General features: G+C 63.4%; 26 protein-coding genes. 10 read left to right on the top strand and 16 right to left on the bottom strand.

Annotated elements, in window-relative coordinates:
• Positions 1-180: 180 nt before the first annotated feature.
• The 3 genes from glcF to C7G61_RS28065 all read right to left on the bottom strand — a co-directional run bounded on the left by glcF (position 181) and on the right by C7G61_RS28065 (position 4404).
• Positions 181-1509, bottom strand: coding sequence for a glycolate oxidase subunit GlcF (glcF, locus tag C7G61_RS28075; protein ID WP_108519927.1), 1329 nt, complete (start codon positions 1507-1509; stop codon positions 181-183).
• Positions 1506-2744: an FAD-binding protein gene (locus C7G61_RS28070; protein ID WP_108519926.1), complete on the bottom strand. Its 1239-nt coding sequence runs from the start codon at positions 2742-2744 to the stop codon at positions 1506-1508. The genes glcF and C7G61_RS28070 overlap by 4 nt, the downstream gene beginning before the upstream one ends.
• 166 nt (positions 2745-2910) lie before the next feature.
• Positions 2911-4404, bottom strand: a complete 1494-nt coding sequence (locus C7G61_RS28065; RefSeq protein ID WP_108519925.1) for an FAD-linked oxidase C-terminal domain-containing protein — start codon at positions 4402-4404, stop codon at positions 2911-2913.
• Positions 4405-4632: 228 nt separating this feature from the next.
• On the opposite strand from C7G61_RS28065, the gene cycA reads away from it, so the two are divergent.
• On the top strand, positions 4633-5025 hold the full coding sequence (cycA, locus tag C7G61_RS28060; protein ID WP_108519924.1) for a cytochrome c-550 CycA: 393 nt from the start codon (positions 4633-4635) through the stop codon (positions 5023-5025).
• 51 nt (positions 5026-5076) lie between these two features.
• Here the strand turns inward: cycA and C7G61_RS28055 are convergent, their stop codons facing one another.
• Together C7G61_RS28055 and C7G61_RS28050 are read right to left on the bottom strand one after the other, a co-directional pair.
• Positions 5077-5370 (bottom strand): antibiotic biosynthesis monooxygenase, encoded by a 294-nt coding sequence (locus tag C7G61_RS28055; protein ID WP_108519923.1) that lies wholly within the window; start codon positions 5368-5370, stop codon positions 5077-5079.
• Positions 5371-5558: 188 nt separating this feature from the next.
• Positions 5559-6527 (bottom strand): alpha/beta fold hydrolase, encoded by a 969-nt coding sequence (locus C7G61_RS28050; protein ID WP_108519922.1) that lies wholly within the window; start codon positions 6525-6527, stop codon positions 5559-5561.
• A gap of 264 nt (positions 6528-6791) precedes the next feature.
• On the opposite strand from C7G61_RS28050, the gene C7G61_RS28045 reads away from it, so the two are divergent.
• Positions 6792-6971, top strand: coding sequence for a hypothetical protein (locus C7G61_RS28045; protein ID WP_108519921.1), 180 nt, complete (start codon positions 6792-6794; stop codon positions 6969-6971).
• A 62-nt stretch (positions 6972-7033) separates the two neighbouring features.
• Here C7G61_RS28045 and C7G61_RS28040 read toward each other — a convergent pair whose 3' ends face one another.
• The 5 genes from C7G61_RS28040 to C7G61_RS28020 all read right to left on the bottom strand — a co-directional run bounded on the left by C7G61_RS28040 (position 7034) and on the right by C7G61_RS28020 (position 9488).
• Positions 7034-7315: a hypothetical protein gene (locus C7G61_RS28040; RefSeq protein WP_108519920.1), complete on the bottom strand. Its 282-nt coding sequence runs from the start codon at positions 7313-7315 to the stop codon at positions 7034-7036.
• Positions 7316-7413: 98 nt separating this feature from the next.
• Positions 7414-8070, bottom strand: a complete 657-nt coding sequence (locus C7G61_RS28035; protein ID WP_108519919.1) for a tetratricopeptide repeat protein — start codon at positions 8068-8070, stop codon at positions 7414-7416.
• A 124-nt stretch (positions 8071-8194) separates the two neighbouring features.
• A complete protein-coding gene (ykgO, locus tag C7G61_RS28030) occupies positions 8195-8320 on the bottom strand; it encodes a type B 50S ribosomal protein L36 (RefSeq protein WP_002718645.1) in 126 nt (41 codons plus the stop codon).
• A gap of 227 nt (positions 8321-8547) precedes the next feature.
• Positions 8548-8997 (bottom strand): MaoC family dehydratase, encoded by a 450-nt coding sequence (locus tag C7G61_RS28025; protein WP_108519918.1) that lies wholly within the window; start codon positions 8995-8997, stop codon positions 8548-8550.
• A 14-nt stretch (positions 8998-9011) separates the two neighbouring features.
• Entirely contained in the window at positions 9012-9488 is a 477-nt protein-coding gene (locus tag C7G61_RS28020) for a MaoC family dehydratase (protein WP_108519917.1), read from the bottom strand.
• A gap of 105 nt (positions 9489-9593) precedes the next feature.
• Between C7G61_RS28020 and C7G61_RS28015 the strand changes: the two genes are divergently transcribed.
• From C7G61_RS28015 to C7G61_RS28005, 3 genes are read left to right on the top strand one after another with little or no spacing between them, the layout of a single operon-like run.
• The gene (locus C7G61_RS28015) at positions 9594-10478 is read left to right on the top strand and encodes an amidohydrolase family protein (RefSeq protein WP_108519916.1); all 885 of its coding nucleotides are present in this window, start codon (positions 9594-9596) and stop codon (positions 10476-10478) included.
• 26 nt (positions 10479-10504) lie between these two features.
• Positions 10505-11251 (top strand): haloacid dehalogenase type II, encoded by a 747-nt coding sequence (locus C7G61_RS28010; protein WP_108519915.1) that lies wholly within the window; start codon positions 10505-10507, stop codon positions 11249-11251.
• Between the two features lies 1 nt (position 11252).
• Positions 11253-11753: a YbaK/EbsC family protein gene (locus tag C7G61_RS28005; RefSeq protein ID WP_108519914.1), complete on the top strand. Its 501-nt coding sequence runs from the start codon at positions 11253-11255 to the stop codon at positions 11751-11753.
• Here the strand turns inward: C7G61_RS28005 and C7G61_RS28000 are convergent.
• The 3 genes from C7G61_RS28000 to C7G61_RS27990 form a co-directional block, all read right to left on the bottom strand.
• A complete protein-coding gene (locus tag C7G61_RS28000; protein WP_108519913.1) occupies positions 11735-12094 on the bottom strand; it encodes a hypothetical protein in 360 nt (119 codons plus the stop codon). The two genes, C7G61_RS28005 and C7G61_RS28000, sit on opposite strands and share 19 nt — an antisense overlap.
• Positions 12095-12220: 126 nt before the next feature.
• Positions 12221-13210: a tripartite tricarboxylate transporter substrate binding protein gene (locus C7G61_RS27995; RefSeq protein WP_108519912.1), complete on the bottom strand. Its 990-nt coding sequence runs from the start codon at positions 13208-13210 to the stop codon at positions 12221-12223.
• Positions 13211-13468: 258 nt separating this feature from the next.
• Positions 13469-14380, bottom strand: coding sequence for a LysR family transcriptional regulator (locus C7G61_RS27990; protein WP_108519911.1), 912 nt, complete (start codon positions 14378-14380; stop codon positions 13469-13471).
• A gap of 116 nt (positions 14381-14496) precedes the next feature.
• Here C7G61_RS27990 and C7G61_RS27985 point away from each other — a divergent pair, with 116 nt between their 5' ends.
• From C7G61_RS27985 to C7G61_RS27970, 4 genes are all read left to right on the top strand, one after another.
• Positions 14497-15249, top strand: a complete 753-nt coding sequence (locus tag C7G61_RS27985) for an SDR family oxidoreductase (protein WP_108519910.1) — start codon at positions 14497-14499, stop codon at positions 15247-15249.
• A 73-nt stretch (positions 15250-15322) separates the two neighbouring features.
• Entirely contained in the window at positions 15323-16021 is a 699-nt protein-coding gene (locus C7G61_RS27980; protein ID WP_108519909.1) for a pirin family protein, read from the top strand.
• A gap of 129 nt (positions 16022-16150) precedes the next feature.
• Positions 16151-16750 (top strand): NAD(P)H:quinone oxidoreductase, encoded by a 600-nt coding sequence (wrbA, locus tag C7G61_RS27975; protein ID WP_108519908.1) that lies wholly within the window; start codon positions 16151-16153, stop codon positions 16748-16750.
• Positions 16751-17022: 272 nt separating this feature from the next.
• On the top strand, positions 17023-17970 hold the full coding sequence (locus tag C7G61_RS27970) for a DUF5996 family protein (RefSeq protein WP_108519907.1): 948 nt from the start codon (positions 17023-17025) through the stop codon (positions 17968-17970).
• Positions 17971-18076: 106 nt separating this feature from the next.
• Here C7G61_RS27970 and C7G61_RS27965 read toward each other — a convergent pair whose 3' ends face one another.
• The 3 genes from C7G61_RS27965 to C7G61_RS27955 all read right to left on the bottom strand — a co-directional run bounded on the left by C7G61_RS27965 (position 18077) and on the right by C7G61_RS27955 (position 20586).
• Positions 18077-18271: a hypothetical protein gene (locus C7G61_RS27965; protein ID WP_108519906.1), complete on the bottom strand. Its 195-nt coding sequence runs from the start codon at positions 18269-18271 to the stop codon at positions 18077-18079.
• Positions 18272-18450: 179 nt separating this feature from the next.
• The gene (locus tag C7G61_RS27960; RefSeq protein ID WP_108519905.1) at positions 18451-19641 is read right to left on the bottom strand and encodes a GNAT family N-acetyltransferase; all 1191 of its coding nucleotides are present in this window, start codon (positions 19639-19641) and stop codon (positions 18451-18453) included.
• A 12-nt stretch (positions 19642-19653) separates the two neighbouring features.
• A complete protein-coding gene (locus C7G61_RS27955; protein ID WP_108519904.1) occupies positions 19654-20586 on the bottom strand; it encodes a cupin-like domain-containing protein in 933 nt (310 codons plus the stop codon).
• Positions 20587-20810: 224 nt separating this feature from the next.
• Here C7G61_RS27955 and C7G61_RS27950 point away from each other — a divergent pair, with 224 nt between their 5' ends.
• Positions 20811-21902, top strand: coding sequence for a glycosyltransferase family protein (locus tag C7G61_RS27950; protein ID WP_108519903.1), 1092 nt, complete (start codon positions 20811-20813; stop codon positions 21900-21902).
• Position 21903 lies beyond the last annotated feature (1 nt).

Below are 21903 nucleotides of genomic sequence, written 5' to 3'. Positions count from 1 at the left end.
TCGAATAGTCCGTGGGCCAGACCGGGACGACACTTCTTCGAAGTGCCCTCCTACTCTATCCCTTGTCCGGGCGCGATCTCCGGGCAAACGCTTCGCGTCTGTCCCGAGGAAGCCGGATGCCGATCCCGCCATCCACACGCGGGGGGCAGACGTTCCGGATCTTGCCCGTAGGCCGATCGATCAATTCAATCCCTGGCCGATCGATCCAGGCTTTGGACCTCCTGTCGCCCAATCGAGAAGCTCAATCGTGTGCACCACAGGAACTGATGTACCGCCGGCAATCTGAACCATGCATCCAATATTGCCTGCAGCGATCATGTCCGGTTTGACTGTCGCAATATTGGCGATCTTCCGATCGCGCAATCTGCTCGCAATGTCGGGCTGGAGAATGTTGTAGGTCCCCGCCGAACCGCAACACAAATGGCTCTCGGGCACATCTTTCACCACGAATCCATTCTTGGAAAGCAATTCTTTCGGAAGGCCTGTGATTTTCTGTCCGTGCTGCAGCGAACAAGCCGAGTGATACGCGATTGTGACGTCGCCTTTTTGCGTCGTTGGCGCGAGTTCAATGCCGCCGAGAAACTCCGTGATATCCTTTGCCAGCGCGGAGATTTGCGCTGCGGGGCTAGCGAAATCGCGGTCCTCGCGCAGCATGAAACCATAGTCCTTGATGACCGTGCCGCAGCCCGATGCCGTGATCAGGATGGCGTCGAGGCCGCCTTGTTCCGCCTCCTTTTTCCACACGTTGACGTTGGCGCGGGCCCGCGCCAGCGCGTCGCCGTCCTGCCCGAGGTGATGGGTGAGCGCGCCGCAGCATTGCTCGTCCCGGACGAGGACGACCTCGATGCCATGGCGCGTCAGGAGACTGATGGCGGCCTGGTTGATGCGCGGCGCCAGCACCTGCTGGGCGCAGCCCTGCAGCAGCGCGACCCGTCCGCGTCGCTCGCCGATGGCCGGAAAGACGCTGCCGCCCGAGGGTCCCGGCGCCGGGAGGCCGTTCGGCGCGAGCGCGAGCATCGCCTTGATCCGCCGCAACAGGCCGGGTGTCGCGGCCGCCTTTGACGCCGGCAGCAGGGCCGCAAACGGCCGGGCGAGCCGCGCCATGATCATGCTGGCGCGAAACAGCTTTGGCCGCGGCAGCACCAGCGCCAGCACCGCGCGCAAGGCCCGCTCGGCCAGCGGCCGCGAATAGTCCCTCTCGATCCGGACCCGCGCCTGATCGACCAGGTGCATGTAGTGCACGCCCGACGGACAGGTCGTCATGCAGGCAAGGCAGGACAGGCAGCGGTCGATATGCTTGACCACCTCCGCGGTCGGCGGCTTGTCCTTTTCCAGCATCTCCTTGATCAGGTAGATGCGCCCGCGCGGGCTATCGAGCTCGTCGCCGAGCAGCACATAGGTCGGGCAGGTCGCGGTGCAGAAGCCGCAATGCACGCAGGCGCGCAGGATCTTGTCGGCTTCGGCGATATCAGGATCGGCGAGCTGGGCGAGCGAGAATTCGGTTTTCATGTCGCTGTCATCAGCAGCATCCGGCCGCGGTTGAGGATGATCTTGGGATCGAAACTGTTGCGCACGCGCTGGCTCAGCGCGGCGAGGCCGGCAGCCTGCGGATGGAAGACGTCGACATTTCGCCTGGTCTCTTCGGACGCCCGGATCAGCGAGGCGTGGCCGCCGACCGCCTCGACGCGCTGACGCACCAAAGCCGCTTGTGCGTCCGGCTTGGGCGGCAATGCCGCCCAGATCAGGCCGCCGCCCCAGTCGTAGATCACATCGCCCCCGCTATCGCGCGCCAGAGCCTGACCGAGCGCGCCGCCGGAAGCCGGCGGACAGACGATCCGCCACACCGGCCAGGCGCCGAGCGCGCCGCTGGCGGCAAAGGGTTCGACGTCGCGGATAGCGCCCCACGCCGCCGCCGAGGCAGCATCCTGCAGCGTTTCCACGGGCCCGAACGGCGACAGCGTCTTGCCGAGCGAATTAGCGCGATCGGCCACTGACGCGGCGATGCCCTCCAGCCGCAGCAGGGTTATCGCCCGACCTTGAGACGACAGGCCCGCCGCCGCACCCGCCGCGGGCCGGAACGCCGAATTCGGCAAATGCGCTGCGCCCGAGACGTCGAATGGCGAGCCGAGCGCCGTGGTCATCGCCCGGTTTGCGGTGACATCGTCCAGCCCGCTTAGCACCAACGTGCGCTCGCTCTCGTGCTTCGGCATCACCTTCAGCGTCACTTCTGTCATGACAGCCAGCGTGCCCCACGACCCCGCCAACAGTTTGCAGAGATCATAGCCGGTGACGTTCTTCACCACCTTACCCCCGGTTTTAAAACTGTCGCCGAAGCCGGACACCGCATGCGCGCCGAGCAGATGATCGCGCGCGCCGCCGGCCTTGATACGGCGGGGACCGGCGAGCCCCGCCCCGATCATGCCGCCGATGGTGCCGTTGCCGGACACGCCCAGCAGCGCGGAAGTGTCCATCGGCTCGAAGGCGAATTGCTGGTTCTTGGAATCGATCAGCGACTGCACGTCGGCGAGCGGGGCACCCGCCTGCACCGTGATGATCAACTCGTTCGGCTCGTAGGCGGAGACCGCGTTCAGGCCTGAGAGGTCGAGCACGGCATTGGTCGCCATAGGATGGCCGATCAGCCGCCTGGTGCCATGGCCAATGATCTCCAGGGGCTGGTCGCTGGCGATCGCCGCCCGCACCACCTCTTCGACGTCCCTGGCGTCACGTACTTTCAGGGTATCCACGGCGTTACGCCTGCCCGTTGCCGTCATCGTCCGCCTTGTGCGCAATTGCGCACTGGGGCGGACGATCCAGTAATCGCAGCGGCCGGCGATAGATTTCGGCGGCGCGGCGTACTGGACATCTCGCCTTCGCGGGGTATGACGATTGAAAAATTGGAGAAGGCCATCATCAAAATCTCGGAATATCCGGAAACGCGAGCTTGCCCCCGTGCACATGCATGCGGCCGAGTTCGGCGCAGCGGTGCAGCGTCGGAAACACTTTTCCTGGGTTGAGCAGACCCTGCGCGTCGAAGGCGCATTTCAGCCGCTGCTGCTGGTTGAGGTCTACTTCCGAAAACATTTCGCCCATCAGGTCGCGCTTCTCGATGCCGACGCCGTGCTCGCCGGTGAGCACGCCGCCGAACTCGACGCAGGCGCGCAGGATGTCGGCGCCGAAGGCTTCCGCCCGCTCGATCTCCCCGGGCTGGTTGGCATCATAGAGAATCAAAGGGTGCAGATTGCCGTCGCCGGCGTGAAACACGTTGGCGACGCGCAGATCGTATTTGGCCGAGAGGTCGCGGATGCGCGCGAGCGCCTTCGGCAGCGCGCCGCGCGGAATGGTGCCGTCCATGCAGAGATAGTCGGGCGAGATCCGGCCCACTGCCGGGAATGCCGCCTTGCGGCCGGCCCAGAACAAATTGCGTTCGGCCTCGCTGGTGGAGATCTGGCAGGTCGTCGAGCCGCAGGCTTGCGCGATCGCCTCGACCCGCTTGATCAGCTCGTCGACCTCGACGCTCGGGCCGTCGAGTTCGATGATCAAAAGCGCCTCGACGTCGAGCGGATAGCCGGCATGGACGAAGGCTTCGGCGGCGTGGATCGCGGGCTTGTCCATCATCTCCATGCCGCCTGGAATGATGCCGGCGCCGATGATGGCAGCCACGCATTCGCCGGCGGCCTCGACCTCGGCGAAACCCACCATCAGGGCGCGGGCCGTCTCCGATTTCTGCAGGATCCGCACCGTGATCTCGGTGATGACGCCGAGCAGCCCTTCCGAGCCGGTGATGATGCCCATCAGGTCGTAGCCTGAGTTCTCCGCCGCCTTGCCGCCGATGCGCAGGATCTCGCCGGACATCAGCACGATCTCGCAGCCCAGCACGTTGTTGGTGGTCATGCCGTATTTCAGGCAATGCACCCCGCCGGAATTTTCCGCGACATTGCCGCCGATCGAGCAGGCGATCTGCGATGACGGATCGGGCGCATAATAGAAGCCGGCATGCGCCACCGCCTGGCTGATGGCGAGGTTGGTGACACCGGGCTCGGTCACCACCACGCGGTTGTCGAAATCGATCTCGCGGATGCGCTTGAACTTGCCGAGCCCCAGCAGCACGCCGTCGGCCAGCGGCAGCGCGCCGCCGGACAGCGAAGTGCCGGAGCCGCGCGGCACCACCTTGATGCCCTGCTCGAAGCAGTATTTCAGGACTTTGGAGACCTGTTCCGTGGTGTCCGGCAGCACCACAACCATCGGCGGCTGCCGGTACGCCATCAGGCCGTCGGACTCGTAGGGCAGCATTTCGGCCGCGCTGTCGATCACGCCCTCGCCCGGCACGATCGCGCGGAGCGCTGTGACGATGGCGTCACGGCGATCCAGGACCGCCTGATCGGAAGCCGGCATCATGATGGCCATGCGTATCCTCAAAGCCTCGCGAATGAATTTGTGATGCCAAATCAAGCACGTCTACCAAGGTTTGGGTAGGCCATCCGAAAGTTGGATTGCCGTCCCTCCGAACGATGAGTTCTCTCTGGGACAAGCCGGCCATGGGCAAAACTGTCAAAGTTTCGTGGCTTGTCCAATTCAAGCGGTCCTGCCACAAGAAATCCGCCTCTCTACCCGGGAAGAAATAAAGAGCACCACATGAAAACATCGACTTTGAGCGCGCTGGTTGTCGTTACCTCTTTGGCCACAGCAACGGGCACGCTGGCGCAGGACGCTGCCGCCGGCAAGTCCTCGTTCAACAAATGCCTGGCCTGCCACGCAATCGGCGAAGGCGCCAAGAACAAGGTCGGCCCGGTGCTGAACGGGCTCGACGGCCGCAAGTCCGGCACCGTCGAGGGCTATAATTATTCCGACGCCAACAAGAATTCCGGCATCACCTGGAACAAGGACGTATTCCTCGAATACATCAAGGACCCGAAGGCGAAGATTCCCGCCACCAAGATGGTCTTCGCCGGCATCAAGAACGAGAAAGAGGCCGGCGATCTCTGGGCCTATGTCGCCTCGTTCGACAAGGACGGCAAGACGAAGTGAGAGCAGCGTTTCTTCACCCTCCCCTGGAGGGTGAGACGACGCGAGCACTCATCAAGCCAGCGTATGCACGATCACGGGTCCGGCCATCGCGGTGGCCGGCCCGGTCAACAGCGGCGCCAGATCGTGCTCGATCCATGCCAGCGCGCGCTTGTTGGATTCCTCGGCGGCCGCAAAGTTGTTGAACAGGCTGATCGCGATCACCGTGTCGTCAGGCGCATAGACCACGTAATAGGCCATGAATCCCTCGACCCCGCTGATGACGGGAATCGCGCCTTCCTTGATCCTGCGCGTGAGCTCTTCGGCCTTGCCGGCCTTGGCCTTGCCCTGACGAATGGCGGCGTACATGGCGCTCTCCTTCGAAGGTCGGCTGCCCGATATCGCAACTCTCAGATTCATCCCCGGCGGGACGAGCAGCGGAATCCCGCGCGTGCCGATCGTATCCCATCCGGAGCCGTCAGGCCACGTGCGGTGTCACGGCCGTCCCTGATCGCGAGAAAAACTCAGGGTCGATAGATCCCGGGCTCCCATACCCATCAATCGGCGGCCGCTGCCGCCCTCAGCGTCATCGCGCCCATCATCGCCTCCACTTCTGCGATCGCAAGATCGGGCGCCGCTTGCTGAATCATGTGGCCGACGCCGGGCAGCACGATCAGCCTTGCATTCGGCGCAGTGGCGGCGAGCGGTCGCGAATGGATGCGGGTCGAGACCGTTTTGTCGGATTCATCGCCCGTGATGATCGTGATCGGCGCCGTGATCTCGGCGTAGCGCGGCGCTTGCTCGGCCACTGCCGCCTTTAACGTCACGAAGTCACGCGCATTGGCGATAAATTCGCGCGGCCGCAGCAGCAGCGGCGTCGCAGTGTCCCTGACAAAGTCGTCCGGCATGGTTTGCGGCAGGAAGACGACGCGCGCGCCGCGTTCGGCCAGTAAATGGCCGAGCGGCAGCGTGATTGTATAGGCGAGCAGCGGGCCGATCACCGGTGTCGCGATGATCTTGTTGTATCGACCGACGCCGCCCGGCCAGGGATAGGCGACCGGCGCCAGCATCACGAGACCCGCCACAGTTTGCGGCTGATCCAGCGCCATGCGCAGGCCGAGGGCGCCCGCCCAGGAATGCACCACGAAGATCGCCTTGCCGACGCCGAGCTTTGCCAAAGCCTCCCCGATCATCCGGCCCTGAATTTCGGGCGTCGAATCCTCCAGCCGGAGGCGGGTGCTCCAGCCATGCCCGGGACGGTCGATCAGGATCACGCGGTGCTTACTGGCAAGCCGTTCCCCGACCGGCCGCCGCATCACCTCGAGATTGGAACTCGCGCCATGGAGCATCACAATCGGCGTGCCGGCCGCATCGCGCGGACCGAGATCGAGGATGTGCAGGGTTCCGCCCGCCACCTCGACCATCCTGCCCTGGGCCGGATGGGCCCGTTCGCTGAGAAAAACGCCGACTTGCGTGACCAGCGCCAGCAGCACCGCCAGCGCCGCGACTACAATCACTAGCGCCATCGAGAATTTCCGGCTGATTTTCTGCACCGGCGAGCTACGGCCCGGATCGGTTGCGGGTTTCGGGATTGTCCACAGGGCCCCGAACCTGTGGATAGCGGGGTCATACTGCCGTCATCGGCAAATTTGTACAGTGACGCTGACACTTTCGCCATGTGTGCGCGTGCCTGATTAGGGGGTAGCCGGGCGCATGCATTGTACCCAACATCCACAGGAACAAGGGCGCTCACTACAAATTGTTCCAGCGTATCATCGGAGGAATGCCCCATGATTTCCGACGCAAGCGAAGCCGCCATCGATCAGATCGTAGCGAGTTGCAATGGCGACATCCGCGGCGCCCTCAAGGCGTTGTTGCGGGTCAACGAGCAGCTTGAGGCGGAACTGGCGCAGTTCTACGCAGCGGTTGGCCTGGACGGCATGGCGCGCGGCAGCAACGCGATACATTAACGCGGTACATGAGCGCCTTTGGGTCGCGGCGTTTCCTGACGCGAAACGGCTCGAAAAGCGCTCTAGTTGGATTTGTCCTCGTCACCCAGCGTCTTTGCGGGCGGTTCTTCCACCGCCGGGCACTGGCTGATGGTCGAACGGGCGAGCTTGGCGTCGTCGATCGACCGGTAGGGTCCGGATCCAAACCAGATCTTTCCGCCGACCTGGGCGTTGATGACGGGATTGCTGGTGACAATCTCGCATTTGGCGGTGGCACGGTTGTCGACCACCCAATAGCCGCTTTGCGCCAAAGCGCAGGTTCCGGTCGCAACGGTCATTGCGCCGGCCAGCAGCAATGATTTCACGGCTCGCTCCTGTCACGCAGTCAGCCGATAATACGCGTTAGCGACGCGCCGTTCCTGCCTGGCATAAATCGTCAGGGATCAGGGTTAACCGCGAAACATCAGATATCGCGGCCTTCGACCTTTTCGGTGAGGGTCTTGACCAATTCCGGCACCTTTTCGAGATGCGGATTGACAGCCAGCGCCTTGCGAAACGCCTCGAGCGCGCGCCTTTCGTCACCGAGGTCCTGCATGATCATGCCAAGGCCCGCCAGCGCGCCGAAATGCCGGGGCTCGCGAATCAGCACCTGCCGGATGTCCTCCAGCGAATGGGTGTAATCGTTCTTCAGGTAATGCAGCGTCGCCCGCCGGTTCCATGCCTCAACATAGTCGGGACGCAGCTTGATGACGGCATCGAGCAGTTTCAGCGCAACGTCGACCTTCTGCGCTTCCATCGCGGCCTTGGCGCGCAGCATCAACAGCGCAGCCGTGTCGCTCGGGGTCTGCAGCCACAGCGCCCAGATCCGCGCCTCGACATGCTTGGCGCTGGCTTCATCGGGGGCGGCCTTCAGCGCGCCGAACAGGAAATCCAGCCCGCGGGTGCGATCGGCCCCGACCTTGGGAAGCTTGCTCGGCGCTTCCGGCAATTTCTTCTGGGCTTTCGGCGGGGGAACAACCTGGGTGTTGTTCTGGGCAAAAGCGGTCAACGGCACGGCTGTGATGACAGCGGCGAGGACCACGATCCGGCAGTTGCGAGCGCCCGGGAATCTCAAAACCATGGGCCAAGTCTAGACGTGCAAAATCGCGCCGCAAAGCGGTACGTCGTCAAAGACCTGTGAAACGAGGAAGAAAAAGCCGGCTCCAGCGCCCAGGGCTTTGCCGTGGCGGCTTACCCTTGGCGGCTTAGCCCTGGCGGGCCTTGAAGCGGCGCTGCACCTTGTTGATCACGTAAACCCGGCCCTTGCGGCGGACCAGACGGTTGTTGCGGTGGCGACCACGCAGCGATTTCAACGAGTTACGGACCTTCATGGGACAATCCTGATGCTTTGAAAGGCCGTGTTGAAGGCCGAACCTGAGCTACCCGAAAGTGGCAAAATGGGATTTTTCCCGAAAGCGGCCAACCGCCCGGGACGGGGCGGTTTCTAAGCCATGGCGGGACCGGATGTCAATCCGAATGGGCCCGTTTTCGGGCCCATCTGTCCCGTTCCGGACCTAACGCCGGGTGGGTTGATAGTTGTCCGTAGAACTCTTCGGAATCACTGGCAAAACAGATCGCGCGGGAATTCGACCAGGGCCTCGCCGGTGGCGACCTTTTCGCCCGCCTGGTTCTTCACCACCACGTCGATCAAAACCCAGCGGGATTTTTCAGTCGTCTGCTTGGCCTTGATGATCCCCGTGGGCTGGATGGTATCGCCGGGCCGGACCGGCTTGACCCACCGCGTCTCCAACCGCCGGTGGACCGCGCCGGCGGGGCAGGCCCAATCGGTGAGCATTCGGGAGATCAGCCCGAAATTGTTCATGCCGTGCATGATGATGCCGCCGAAATTGGTCTTGCCGAAATTGCCCTTCATGTAGTCGTCATCGAGATGCAGCGGGTTGTAGTCGAGCGAGGCATCGCAGAACAGGCGGATGGATTCGCGTGAGACCGCGAATTTCGGGCCGTCGATGACGTCGCCGGCGGAGAGATTGTCGAACGTAGCAGTCATTGATCGCTCCCCTCTCACATCGGCCGAATCGTCCAGCCGCGGCCGGAACAGATTACATCGCCCTTCTGGTTGAAGAAGACATTGTCGTGCACCACGAACAGCCGCTCGCGCTTGATGAACTTGTCGAGCGCGCGGGCCTGCAAGGTGATGACGTCATTGGGCCGTGCCGGAATGTTGTAGCTCCAGGACTGCCCGGCATTGACGGTGCCGGGCGAGCGCATCCAGTCGTCGGCCGGCGTGCAGGAAAACATCAGGAGGATATGGATCGAGGGCGGCGCGATCAGCCCGCCATAGCGGGTGGTCCTGGCATAGGCCTCGTCGAAATAGATCGGGTGATCCTCGCCGACGGATTTGCAGTAGAGCTCGATGGCTTCCCTGGTCAGCGTGTAGGGAACGGTCTTGCGCGGCTCGCCGGGGACGATGTCGTCCCAGACCTTCCGCAAATTGGCGTCTTTCCAGAAATCGGTCTCAAAGGCCTCGGCCTGGGACATCTTGCGCTCCCTATTTTCCGCCTTTTGTTTCTGCCGCCTTGCGGAATTCGTTATATAGTATAATCAATTTTCCAGACCCAAAAATCAAGCCGGCGGGAAACCCAGATGCCCAAGCTCAAACTGCCCGATATCGAGAAAGTCGTCGCGATCGACATCCACACCCATGCGGAAGAGCCTTGCGGCATGCACGGCGACGACGGCTACGACGATTTCCAGGAGCGCATGGCGGACTATTTCAAGTCGCCGCACAAGCATCCGCCGACCGTGCCGGAGACCGCGGCCTATTACCGCTCCAAGAACATCGCGGCCGTGATCTTCCCGGTCGACGCCGAGCGCGAGACCGGTTTCCGCCGCTACAACAATTACGAGATGCTGGAAGTCGCGTCCGATAATCTCGACGTCCTGATCCCCTTCGTCTCGATCGATCCGCACAAGGGCAAGCTTGGCGTGCGCGAGGCGAGGAAGCTGATGGAGGAATACGGCGTCCGCGGCTTCAAATTCCATCCGACCATGCAGGGCTTTTACGCCAACGACCGCATGGCCTATCCGCTTTACGAGGCGATCAATGACGGCGGCGCGATCGCGCTGTTCCACACCGGCCAAACCGGCGTCGGCTCGGGCATGCCCGGCGGCATGGGGATGCGCTTAAAATATTCTAACCCGATGTATATGGACGATGTGGCTGCGGATTTCCCCGACCTGAAGATCATCCTCGCGCATCCTTCCTTCCCCTGGCAGGAAGAAGCGTTGTCGGTCGCGACCCACAAGCCGAACGTCTATATCGACCTCTCCGGCTGGTCGCCGAAATATTTTCCGCCGATTCTGGTGCGCTACATCAACTCCATTTTGCAGGACAAGATGCTGTTCGGCTCGGACTGGCCGGTGATCACGCCCGACCGCTGGCTGGCGGATTTTGCAAAACTCGACATCCGCGAGGAGATCCGGCCCAAGGTATTGAAGGCCAACGCGCGGAGGATTTTGGGTATATAGCTTTACCCGCTTCGGAGGGTGATGCCATGACCATCAAAGCCGTTGTATTCGACGCCTATGGAACGCTCTACGACGTCCAGTCGGTGGCTGACGTTACCGAGGATGCGTTTCCCGGCTATGGCGGGATCATCACTCAGGTCTGGCGCATCAAGCAGCTCGAATATACCTGGCTGCGCTCGCTGATGCGGCATTACCGGGATTTCTCCGAGGTGACGCGCGACTCGCTGGCCTACACGCTCGATAGCCTCGGGCTCGAATATGACCACGATACGTTCACGCGCATCATCGACAAATATCTGCATCTCGATCTCTATCCGGATGCGCTCGCGGCGCTTTCGGCGATGAAGAATCGCAAGCTTGCGATCCTGTCCAACGGCAGCCCCGGCATGCTCAACGCGCTGGTGCAGAGCAGCGGACTCGACCGCGTGCTCGATGCGGTCATCAGCGTCGACGCGAAAAAGATCTTCAAGCCAAGCCCCGAAGCCTACGCGCTGATCGAGGAAGTACTGCACGTGCCGCCGGCCGAGGTGCTGTTCATATCAGCCAATCCATGGGACGCCTGCGGCGCCAAGGCGTTCGGGCTCAACGTCGCCTGGATCGAGCGGGTGACGCCGGAAGCGATGGCGCTGGCCTGCCTCGAAAGCGAGACGCTGCCGCCATTGACGATGTTTTGGGCGTTGCGTACCCAGATGGATGAACTCGGCGTCGTGCCCGATCACCGCATCCACGGCCTCGCCGAGCTCCCCGCCCTGGTGTCTGCCCAAAGGTCCTGAAATGAGTCTTGAGTCCGTCCGCGCCTTCTTCGCCGAGAAGGCGCCCGATATCTCCGTGATCGAATCCAGCATGAGCTCCGCCACCGTGGCACTGGCCGCCGAAGCCTATGGCGTCGAGCCGGCGCGGATCGCAAAAACGCTGAGCTTGCGCGTCGGCGACCGCGTGGTGCTGATCGTAGCCGCCGGCACGTCGCGGATGGACAACAAGAAGGTGAAGGCGCTGTTCGGGGGCAAGCCGAAGATGCTCGGCCTTGAGGAAGTCGCCGAAATCACCGGCCATGAAGTCGGCGGCGTCTGCCCGTTCGGATTGAAGACGCCGCTGCCGGTCTATTGCGACGTGTCGCTGAAGGCGTTCGACGTCGTGGTGCCGGCCGCAGGCTCAACGCATAGCGCGGTGAAAATCACGCCGGCGCGCATGGCGGAACTGACGTCGGCCGAGTGGGTCGATGTCTGCGAGATCAGGCCCGCGCAGGAAGCGCCAGCCTATTCATCCTCCTCATAGAACGGTCGCGGCTGGGGCCGCACGGCCTGCGGCTGCACTTGTTGCGGCGCGCGCGAACGAGGCACCGTCTGCTGTGGCACACGCTGTGTTGGCTGCTGCGCATTGGCCTGCGATTCGAATACCGCGCGGCAACCACTGGAGAGCTGCGGCGTGTTCTGCCGCAAGCAGGCCACGATCCGGCTGACATCGGGGATCTGATCGCCGCAGAGGCGCCAGACGTCGGGCGTGCAGGCCATCTGCTGTTCCCAGGTTCCGCGATATTCCTGCGCAGATGCGGGGGCGATAGCGCCGATGCCGGCGATCGCAACGGCAAGGCCCAGGACAATCCGTTGCGTTTGCATGGATCAAGTCCTTTCTTTTCGATTTTCAAGTTGGCGCGGAACTCCACGCGGCGGCGGCGTTCAGCCTGACGAATGAATGCGGCCACGCGACGTTGGTGCGAACAAAAAAATGTGAAGTGGGTTCCGCTATTCCACCTTACCGATCTTCTTCACCGCCGCGACCAGCCGCGCGCTGTCTTCGGCGACGAACTTTGAGAATTCCGGCGCGTCCTGATAGGCGACGGGACTGCCGGCGGTTTCGAACGTCTTGACCACCTCGGGCGCTTTCACGGCTTCCGCCATCGCCTCGCGCAGCCGTGTCATGATGGGCGCCGGCAACGCGCTCTGCGCGAATAGTCCAGCCCAGATGTAGAACTCGACATCCTTGTAACCGAGTTCGCGAAAAGTCGGCAGGTCGGGGAAACTCTTGACGCGCACGGCGCCCCAGTTGGCGAGCACGCGCATCTTGCCGTCATCGACCTGCTGCTTCAGCGTACCCGGTGCTGACGCCATCGCCTGCACAGTGCCGCCCAACAGCGCGGCCAGCGCGGGGCCTGCGCCGCGGAACGGCACGTGCAGCAGCTTGATGCCGGCACTCGCCGCGAACATTTCCATCGCCACATGCAGCGTGCCGTACGGACCGGACGAGCCATATGGAATCTGCCCGGGACGCTTCTTCGCATCGTCGACGAATTCCTGCAGCGTCTTCCACGGCGCCGAGGCCGGCACGGCGAGCAACGTGGGATCGGCGAGCACCCGCGCGATCGGCGCGAACTGCGAGACTTCATACGCCACCGGCCGATCGAACAGCCGGTCGGCTTCCGGCAGCACGGCCAGCGAGGACAGCGTCATCAGCAGCGTGTGGCCATCGGGCTCGGCGCGCGCCGCCGCCGCATTGCCGACCGAGCCGCCACCACCGCCGGCGCGGTTGTCGACGATCACGGGCTTGCCGAGGATCCGCTCCAGCGCCTGCGCGATCGGTCGCGCGGCGAGATCGGCCTGGCCGCCGGGCGGGAACGGCACGATCATGGTGATGTTGCGCGAGGGGTATGGGGTTTGCGCGAAGGCGGCGTTGGAGAGCGCGGCTTGTGCCAGCGGCAGCGCGGCGGCTGCCTTCAGGAGTTCGCGGCGGTTCATTGGTGGTTTCTCCCCGGTTGTCTTGTTTTGAAAGCAGCCTAACCGAAACCGCTGACATTGCGATAGCTGCACGCTTACGCTCCCCTGGAGGGGTCGAGACGAGCGTAGCTCGCTCTTGGGTCGGCTCACGTGTAGCGCAGCGGAATGTGAGACGGGGTGGGGTGATCTCTCCACTCGGGCACTGTTAGACGTGGAGAGACCGTCACCCCGCCCCGCCGCCACGCGGCGACCCTCCCCCTCCAGGGGAGGGTGAACCGGCTACTTCCGCTTCTTTGCTTTGGAAAAATGCTTTGCCAGAAACTCCGCCAGCACTTCCACGCGCGCGGGCCGCGGGCCGCCGGGTGGGGTTACCAGATGCACGGCGCCTTCCGGCTGGTGCCAGCCTTTCAGGATTACCTCGACTTGGCCGGAGGCGATGGCGTCGCCGACGATGAAGTCCGGCAGGTCGGCGATGCCGAGGCCTGCGATGACCGACGGCAACAGTGCCTCGCCGTTGTTGACGCGAAGCTGGCCTGCGGGACGGACGCTGGCCTGCTCGCCTGATGCGTTGGTGTAGTGCCAGACGCCGGGTGTGGAGAGATAGGCGTAGCCGAAACATTTATGCTCAGCGAGATGCATCGGATGCGTCGGCCTGCCGTGGCGCTTCAAGTACGACGGCGCTGCCACCGTGTAGCGCGGCATCGCGCAGAGCCGCCGTGCGATCAGCGAAGAATCCGGCAGCCGTGCGATGCGCAGGCCTGCGTCGAACCCTTCGCCGATCAGGTCCACGGTTGCGTCGCTCAGATGAAGGTCGATCGAGACTTCCGGGTAAGCCGCGAGAAATTCCGGCAGGATCGGCGCGACGGCCTTCACCCCGAACGTCATCGGCACCGCGAGCCGCACCAGCCCGCGCGGCGCCATCGATTGCGACAGCGCCTCGTTCTCGGCGTCCTCGCCATCGGCGAGCAGGCGCGCGGCGCGCTCGGCGAGCTTTTGCCCGGCATCGGTCAGCGCCAGCCGCCGCGAAGTGCGGTTGAACAGCCGCGCGCCGAGCCGCTGCTCGAGCCGGCTGACCGCCTTGGACACCGTGGCCTTGGACAGCGCCAGTTCGGTCGCGGCGGCCGCAAACGACCTTAACTCCACGACTTTTGCGAAAATCGCCAGCGCCTCGAAATCCGGGAGCTTTGACATTCGGATCGCCTCCAAGGCTCAATTTTGGAAACAATAAGTTTCAATAGTTTCTATTTCTATACCACGTCGGGCGGCATATCCAATGGCCATCGGAATTCAAGCAACGGAGTAATCCCATGACCAAGAAGCTCTCAGGCAAGGTAGCCCTCGTCACCGGCGGTTCGCGCGGCATCGGCGCGGCTTCTGCCCGCGCCCTCGCAGCAGAAGGCGCCAACGTCGCGATCAGTTATGTCGCCTCCCCCGACAAGGCCGAGGCCGTCGTCGCCGAACTGAAGGCCAAGGGCGTCAACGCCCGCGCCTACAAGGCCGACCAAGCCTCCTCCGTCGATGTCGACCAATTGGTGAAGAACGTCGCCAAGGATTTCGGCCGGCTCGACATCCTCGTCAACAATGCCGGCGTTGCCGTTGGCGGCGCGGTTGACGATCCCGACGCCGACACCGCTGCATTGGCCCGTCAGGACGCTGTCAATGTCCACGGCGTCATCACGGCGATCCGCGCGGCGGCGAAGCTGATGGGCGAAGGCGGCCGCATCGTCACGATCGGCTCCGATATCGCAACCCGCGCTTCGTTCCCCGGCCTTGCCGACTACGCTGCCACCAAGGCCGCCGTCGTCGGCTACACCAAGGGCGCGGCGCGCGACCTCGGTCCCCGCGGCATCACCGTCAACGTGCTGCAGCCGGGCTCGATCGACACCGACATGAACCCGGATGACGACCGCGACTTCGCCGACCTTCAGCGCAAGCAGCACGCGCTGCAGCGTTTTGGCAAGCCGGAAGAAATCGCGGCCGGCGTGCTGTTCCTCGCGAGCCCCGAAGCCTCGTTCGTGACCGGCACGGTGCTCAACGTCGACGGCGGCTTCGGCGCGTAACTCAAATCCAGCGAGGTCGGGCGCATGCTGCCCGGCCGCTTAGTTCAAAAAACTTTCAACGAAGGAATATCCCATGATCGAACTCAGACCATTTGCAAAACTCGGTGGCGCCGACCACGGCTGGCTGAAGGCAAAACATCACTTCTCGTTCGGCAGCCACTACGACCCTGATAATATGGGCCACGGCTCCTTGCGGGTGTGGAACGATGACGAGATTGCGCCGAACACCGGCTTTCCCGCCCATCCCCACGCCAACATGGAAATCATCACCTATGTCCGTGAAGGCGCGATCACGCACCAGGACTCGCTCGGCAACAAGGGCCGCACGGAAGCCGGCGACGTGCAGGTGATGAGCGCAGGAAGCGGCATTCGTCATTCCGAGTACAACCTGGAACCTGCGAAGACCAAGATATTCCAGATCTGGATCGAGCCGACGACGAAAGGCGGCCAGCCGACCTGGGGCGCAAAACCGTTTCCGAAGTCGGATCGCTCCGGCAAGCTCGTCACCATCGCCAGCGGCATTGAAGGCGACAAGGACGCGCTGCCGATCCGGGCCGACGCGCGGGTGCTCGCCACCACGCTGAAGGCCGGCGAGAGCGCGGAATACGAACCGCACAAGGCGCGTCACCTCTATCTGGTGCCGGCGGTCGGCAGCGTCGAAGTCAACGGCGTGCGCGTCAATGCCCGCGACGGCGCCGCGATCCGCAACGAGGCGAAGCTGACGATTACCGCGCTGGAAGATTCCGAACTGGTGCTGGTCGACGCGGCGTAGCGCTCACCCTCCCCGTCATGGCCGGGCTTGTCCCGGCCATCTACGCCGAAGGAAGACGTGGATGCCCGGCACAAGGCCGGGCATGACGACGGAATTTTGTCTCTCACATCAACCCAAAGGAAAGCCATCATGGCCAAAGTACTCGTGCTCTATTATTCCGCCTACGGTCACATCGAGGCGATGGCGAATGCCGTCGCGGAAGGCGCGCGCAAGGCCGGCGCCACCGTCGACATCAAGCGCGTGCCGGAGCTGGTGCCCGAAGCGGTCGCCAAGGCGTCGTATTACAAGCTCGATCAGGCCGCCCCCATGGCCAAGATCGAGGATCTCGCCAATTACGACGCGATCGTCATCGGCACCGGCACGCGCTTTGGCCGGATGACGTCGCAGATGGCGAACTTCCTCGACCAGGCCGGCGGCCTCTGGGCCAAGGGCGCACTGCACGGCAAGGTCGGCGGCGCCTTTACTTCAACGGCGACCCAGCACGGCGGACAGGAAACCACACTGTTCTCGATCATCACCAACCTGCTGCACTTCGGCATGACCATCGTCGGCCTGAACTACGGCTTCGCCGGCCAGATGAAGCTCGACGAAGTCACCGGCGGCGCGCCCTATGGCGCCACCACGATCACCGGCGGCGACGGCAGCCGCCAGCCGAGCGAAAACGAACTCGCCGGCGCGCGCTATCAAGGACGCGTCATCGCGGAGACCGCCAGCAAATTGCATGGCTGATGCGAGGTGGGCGGCATTCTCATTCGGGAATGCCGCCCTATCTCGTCCCTCGTGGGACGACTGAAGCAATGATGGTCGAATTTCTCTTTATCGCTCAACTGGCACGCCGGCCGCTGCAGGCCATGGCGCGACGCTGGTGGTGCAGGAGCCTCTACCGCGCCTCGCGCGGACAGCGGCGCTGCCCGGAATGCACGAAATAGTGAGCCGCCGGTTTTAAGGCCCTCGTGAATTCGTGCTACGCGTTCCGGGGCAGGCACGCACAAGGTTCTGGCATGAGCAGTAATTCGCAGACCCCGTGGCCGGAACTGCCGACCGCAGCGTGGCGTGACACCTGTGCGACGCTGCAGCTCTGGACCCAGATCATCGGCAAGATCCGGCTGACCAAATCGCCCTGGCTCAATCATTCCTGGCACGTGACGCTCTATGTCACGCCGCGCGGATTGACGACGTCGCCGGTCCCCGACGGCGCGCGAACGTTCCAGATCGATTTCGATTTCATTGACCACACGCTGCGCATCTCGACCAGCGACGGCTCGCTGGAGCAATTTACGCTAGCAGGACATTCGGTCGCCAGCTTCTACGCCGCCGTCATGGCGGCGCTTGCCGAACTCGGCATTGCCGTTGCGATCGACGAGATGCCGAACGAATTGCCCGACCCGATAAAATTCTCCGAAGACACCGCGCACGCCTCCTACGACCCCCATGCCGTCGGGCGCTTCCTGCAAATCCTCGTCAGCTGCGACCGCGTCTTCAAGCAATTCCGCACCGGCTTTCTCGGCAAGGCAAGCCCGGTGCATTTCTTCTGGGGCAGTTTCGATCTCGCGGTGACGCGCTTCTCGGGCCGTCGCGCGCCGCGCCATCCCGGCGGCGTGCCGCATTTACCCGATGCGGTCGCTCATGAAGCCTATTCGCATGAAGTGAGCAGCGCCGGCTTCTGGCCAGGCGGCGGCGCGATCGATTATCCCGCGTTCTATTCCTATGCCTATCCCGAGCCATCAGGCTTCCGCGCGACGAAGGCGCGCCCCGACGCGGCGTTCTTCAGCGAAGCGCTCGGCGAATTCATTCTGCCCTACGACGCGGTGCGAACGGCGGCTGATCCTGACAAGGCGCTGCTCGATTTCCTGCAAAGCACCTATGAGGCCGCAGCGATCGCAGCGAAGTGGGATCGCGACGCGCTGGAATGCGATCCGGGCAAGCCGGGCGTGGTGCGGCAGGTTTGATGCTGCGTAGGGTGGGCAAGGCGCAGCGTGCCCACCATCTTCGGCTTGCGGAAAACATGGTGGGCACGGCGCAAACGCGCCTTTGCCCAGCCTACGGATCCGTCACCTAATGCCGCACTTCCGGCTTCACAATGGTCTGGCGAACCTGGGCGCCGCAGTCGGCGCACTCAAAGGTGAAGTCGATCTTCGCCATGCTCCAATGCGGCTCGACGTCGCGCACATACATCGGAATTCCGACGCAGCTCGGACAGATGACAAAGGCGGGTTCCGTATCGTCGTGATGATGGATGTAGGCTGGCATGTCGGCTCTCCCCAAGAAGACACCCAAGAAGGCATTCACCAGTAATCCCTGACCCGAGGCGAATCATACGCCTCTGGCGTGCAAGCGATCATGAACTCTCGCGAACACAGGCAGAACGTCCACATAATCCTGATATGTGTGGCATATTTGCACAACCGTGGCCGCGCCGTCCCAGCGCGTCAATTCTCTTCGCGTGACAGCGACTTACCGAGCGTGCGCCTCAGCCAGGCGTCGAGCCGCGGATAGTTACGCACTGCGCGCACCATATGGTCGCGCTGTGCGGAGGGCCATCCGCGCCAGCTCAAGGCGGCGCTGATGTCGATCAAGGACACGGGCGTCACGCCGAAGCGGCGCTTGTAGGCGTAATTGCCGACGGAGAAGTCGAACTCGCGCACGCCGTCCTTGTGAAGGGCAGCCATGGTGCGCTCGATGATCAGCCGGCCCGGCGAACAGTTCGACCATTTCTCGCCGGCGTTGCTGATGCGGACCATCACGTAGCGTGAGCCGGTCCTGATGCCGAGCAGCGTCGCCACGATCTCGTCGCCGGCGGCCGTGAGCACCGAGACCAGCGCATAGCCATTGCCGACACCATCGCGCACCAGGTTGCGGTAGAACGCCGCGCAGGTCTCGTCATTGAGGACGTAGTTCCGCCCGAGGCTCTTCATCCGCGCGCCTTGCTGAACCTCGGTGGTCGCGAGAATCCGCAACGCTTCACTGGTATCGGTGACGATCGCAAAGGAAGCGGCGGGATCGCGCGTGAAGACGCGCCAGCACCGTTGCAGCTCTGTGCGCACGACTTTTTGCAGCGTGTAGCGCCAGGCGTCGTAATCCTCGCCGGTGGTGACGAGATTGCCGTTGAGCAAGCACGGACCGCCGGTATCGAGCAAGGCGAGCGGATTGGGCCTGCCATCGAGATCGATGGGCACCTTGCGAATGCGGATGAGATCGGCCGCCTCAGGCATGCGGCGCAGCGCCGACAGCAGGCTGCGCCACAGCGCGCGCATCGCTTTGGCATCACGCGGCGCTGCGCTGCCCAGGATCGGCGCGTTGTAGTCGGTCAGATTGAGATCGGCGAATTCGATCGTTGTGATCTTGTCTTGTCGGCGGCGGATCAGCGGCAGCAGCATCGCCGGCTCATGGGTCGATGCATCGGTGACAACAGCGATTAAAGGCGCCACGCCCTCGGTACCGTCGAAAGCGGCGTACCACGCGTCATACCACTGCGGATGCTGGAACGGCGTCGACGGGCTGATGTCGTGCCAGCGCGCGAGGGCCTGTTGCCAGTCGCGCAGCAATTCGACGCGGAATCCGGCCGCACGGCTTTTCGGCCGCGCCGCCAATTGCCCCGCACTGGTCGTCAGCACCGTCATCGGCGTTGCGATCTATGCCGCCTTCGGCAGATCGACGATCTTGCCGGGCTCAGTGGCGTCGAGGCGGAAATCGATCCCGCGACGGGCCTTGCGCTCGCGCTTGACCCACTTGCTGTCGCGCACGAGTTTTTGCAGCACCTTCTTGGCGAAAAACGACGGCCCGCGCAGATTGCTGGTCTTCGGCGTATAGCCGAAGCGATGACGCAGCAGGCCGTTGGCGAGATGGACGATCTGGGCGCGGCGGATCTCGTCGTTGCCGTAGGATACCGTCATGGAGATATTGACGGTGCCGAGATTCTCGACGCGGTGCGGCGCGTTCAGCGGCCAGTTCAGCATCTGGCCGGGTTCGAGATCAAACACCTGCGCATGGGCGTCGTACCAGGGCGCGTAAGGCAGGTCGACCTCGACATCGAACAGCGCGATGTCCTCGAGGTGTTGCGGCTTGATGAAGGGCGCGGTGTTTGGATAGACGTAGACCCGCTTGCGGCCGGCGATCTGGATCAGGCCCTGCCCCGGCAGATCGGCGTGATAATAGACCTGCGCGTCCGGCGAGGAGATCAGAATGCCGGCCTGGTGGTTCGGCACCACGAACCCCGGAACCTTGGCCGCGATCTCCTCGAACATCCGGTCGACCAGCTTGCGGTAACGGCTATCGACGGAGCCGACGTCGCGCATATTGAGCCAGAGCCCGCCGCGGGAAATCGCTTCGATGACCTGCCGGCCGGAGAGGTTGCCGATATCGCCCTCGCGCCACACGCGGCTGGATCCCCTGGCGCCCGTCTTGACCAGGCTGTAGTGCTCGCGCGGATAGCTCTCGATCAACTGCGCGAGTTCGTCCATCGAGAACGCCGGCGATTTGTGCATCTCGTGTTCGAGCCGGATCGGCTGGTGGCTCCAAAGCTCGGAATGGGTCTCATCCCATCTGCTGAAGATCTTGCCCGTCATCGCCGCGCTCCTGCTGACTTCCGTTGCCTGCGCCGTATTCCGGCTGTCCCGAAATCGCGCCCTGCCGCCATTGCCGTCACCGCCCGATGTCCCGTAATGAGACGGCCGGACGCTCTTCATGATCGAATTGGCAAGAACGGTGCCGGGCGGACGCTGCCGCTTACCGGAAGCTAATGTCTGGGATGTATGGCTAACGCCGACCGCTCCTGGAAACCCGCCGCACGATGACTGGAGAAACCCGATATCGGGCGCTGTTTCTCGGCGCAGGGCCGCAGATGCATTGCGGCGTCGGCCAGTTCACCCGCCTGTTGCAGGAGACGATCGAAAAGCTCGAGCCCGGCACCAGCACGACATTAACGCTAACGCGCAGTGAAGGCTCGCTTGCCGATATCTGGCGCGCGGTCGGCGCGACGCAAAGCGTGGTCTGCAACTTCCCGATCGTGGCCTGGAAGCGCGTGATGTTCACGCCGCTTTTGGCAATGGCGATAGCCCGGCTGCGCCGGCGCAAGGTCGTCCTGATCCAGCACGAATGGACCGGGCTGCATTGGCTGCGCCGCATCACCTATGTGCCGGCGCTGCTGCTTGCCGACACCATCGTCATGTTCTCGCCGCTGGTGCGGCGTGAGCTCGCGGACGATCCCCTGCTCGGCTGGACCGCCAGAAAGAGCGTGCTGGCGCCGCTGCCGCCGAACATCGAAGCCCCTGTGGGAATTCAGGATTCGAAATTGCGGCACCGCCTCATCGCCGCAAAGCGCGACGGACGGCTGCTGATTGGTCACTTTGGATCGATCTATCCGGGCAAGCAACCCAATGCGCTGCTCGAGATCGGCGCGATCCTGAAGCAGCGCGGGCTCCAGCCGCTGATCGTCTACATCGGCTCCTTCATTCGCGGCGTCGACAAGGTCGAGCAGGAGTTTCATGCTCGCGCCAGAGAACTTGGCATCGCCGACGATGTGATCGTCTCCGGATTCGTCGCCTCCGATCACGAGGTGTTCGGCCTGTTCAGCGAGATCGACGCATTCTGTTATCCGCTCGATGAGGGGCTCACCGCGCGGCGCTCCAGCATTCTCACCTGCGTGCAGTCCGGCCGTCCGCTGATCGTCGCTGGTCCCGTGCTGCCTGAAGAATTCGACCACCATCCGCGCTTCAAGGAATTGATCGCGCGTGGCGCCGTCGTGCTGGTCGCGCGCGGCGCTGACAACGAGACCTATGCCGACCGGATCGCCTCGGTGGTCAAACGGCCACCGGTGCACTGGCCGTTCGATTTCGACGGCTGGTGGAAGGATATCGCCGAAGCGGTGCGGGCGCAGCTTTGAA

It is taken from the genome of Bradyrhizobium algeriense, from assembly GCF_003062295.1.
Classification (GTDB): Bacteria; Pseudomonadota; Alphaproteobacteria; order Rhizobiales; family Xanthobacteraceae; genus Bradyrhizobium; species Bradyrhizobium algeriense.
The sequence above is the reverse complement of the archived record's forward strand: the minus strand, read 5'-3'. Positions and strand labels throughout refer to the sequence as shown.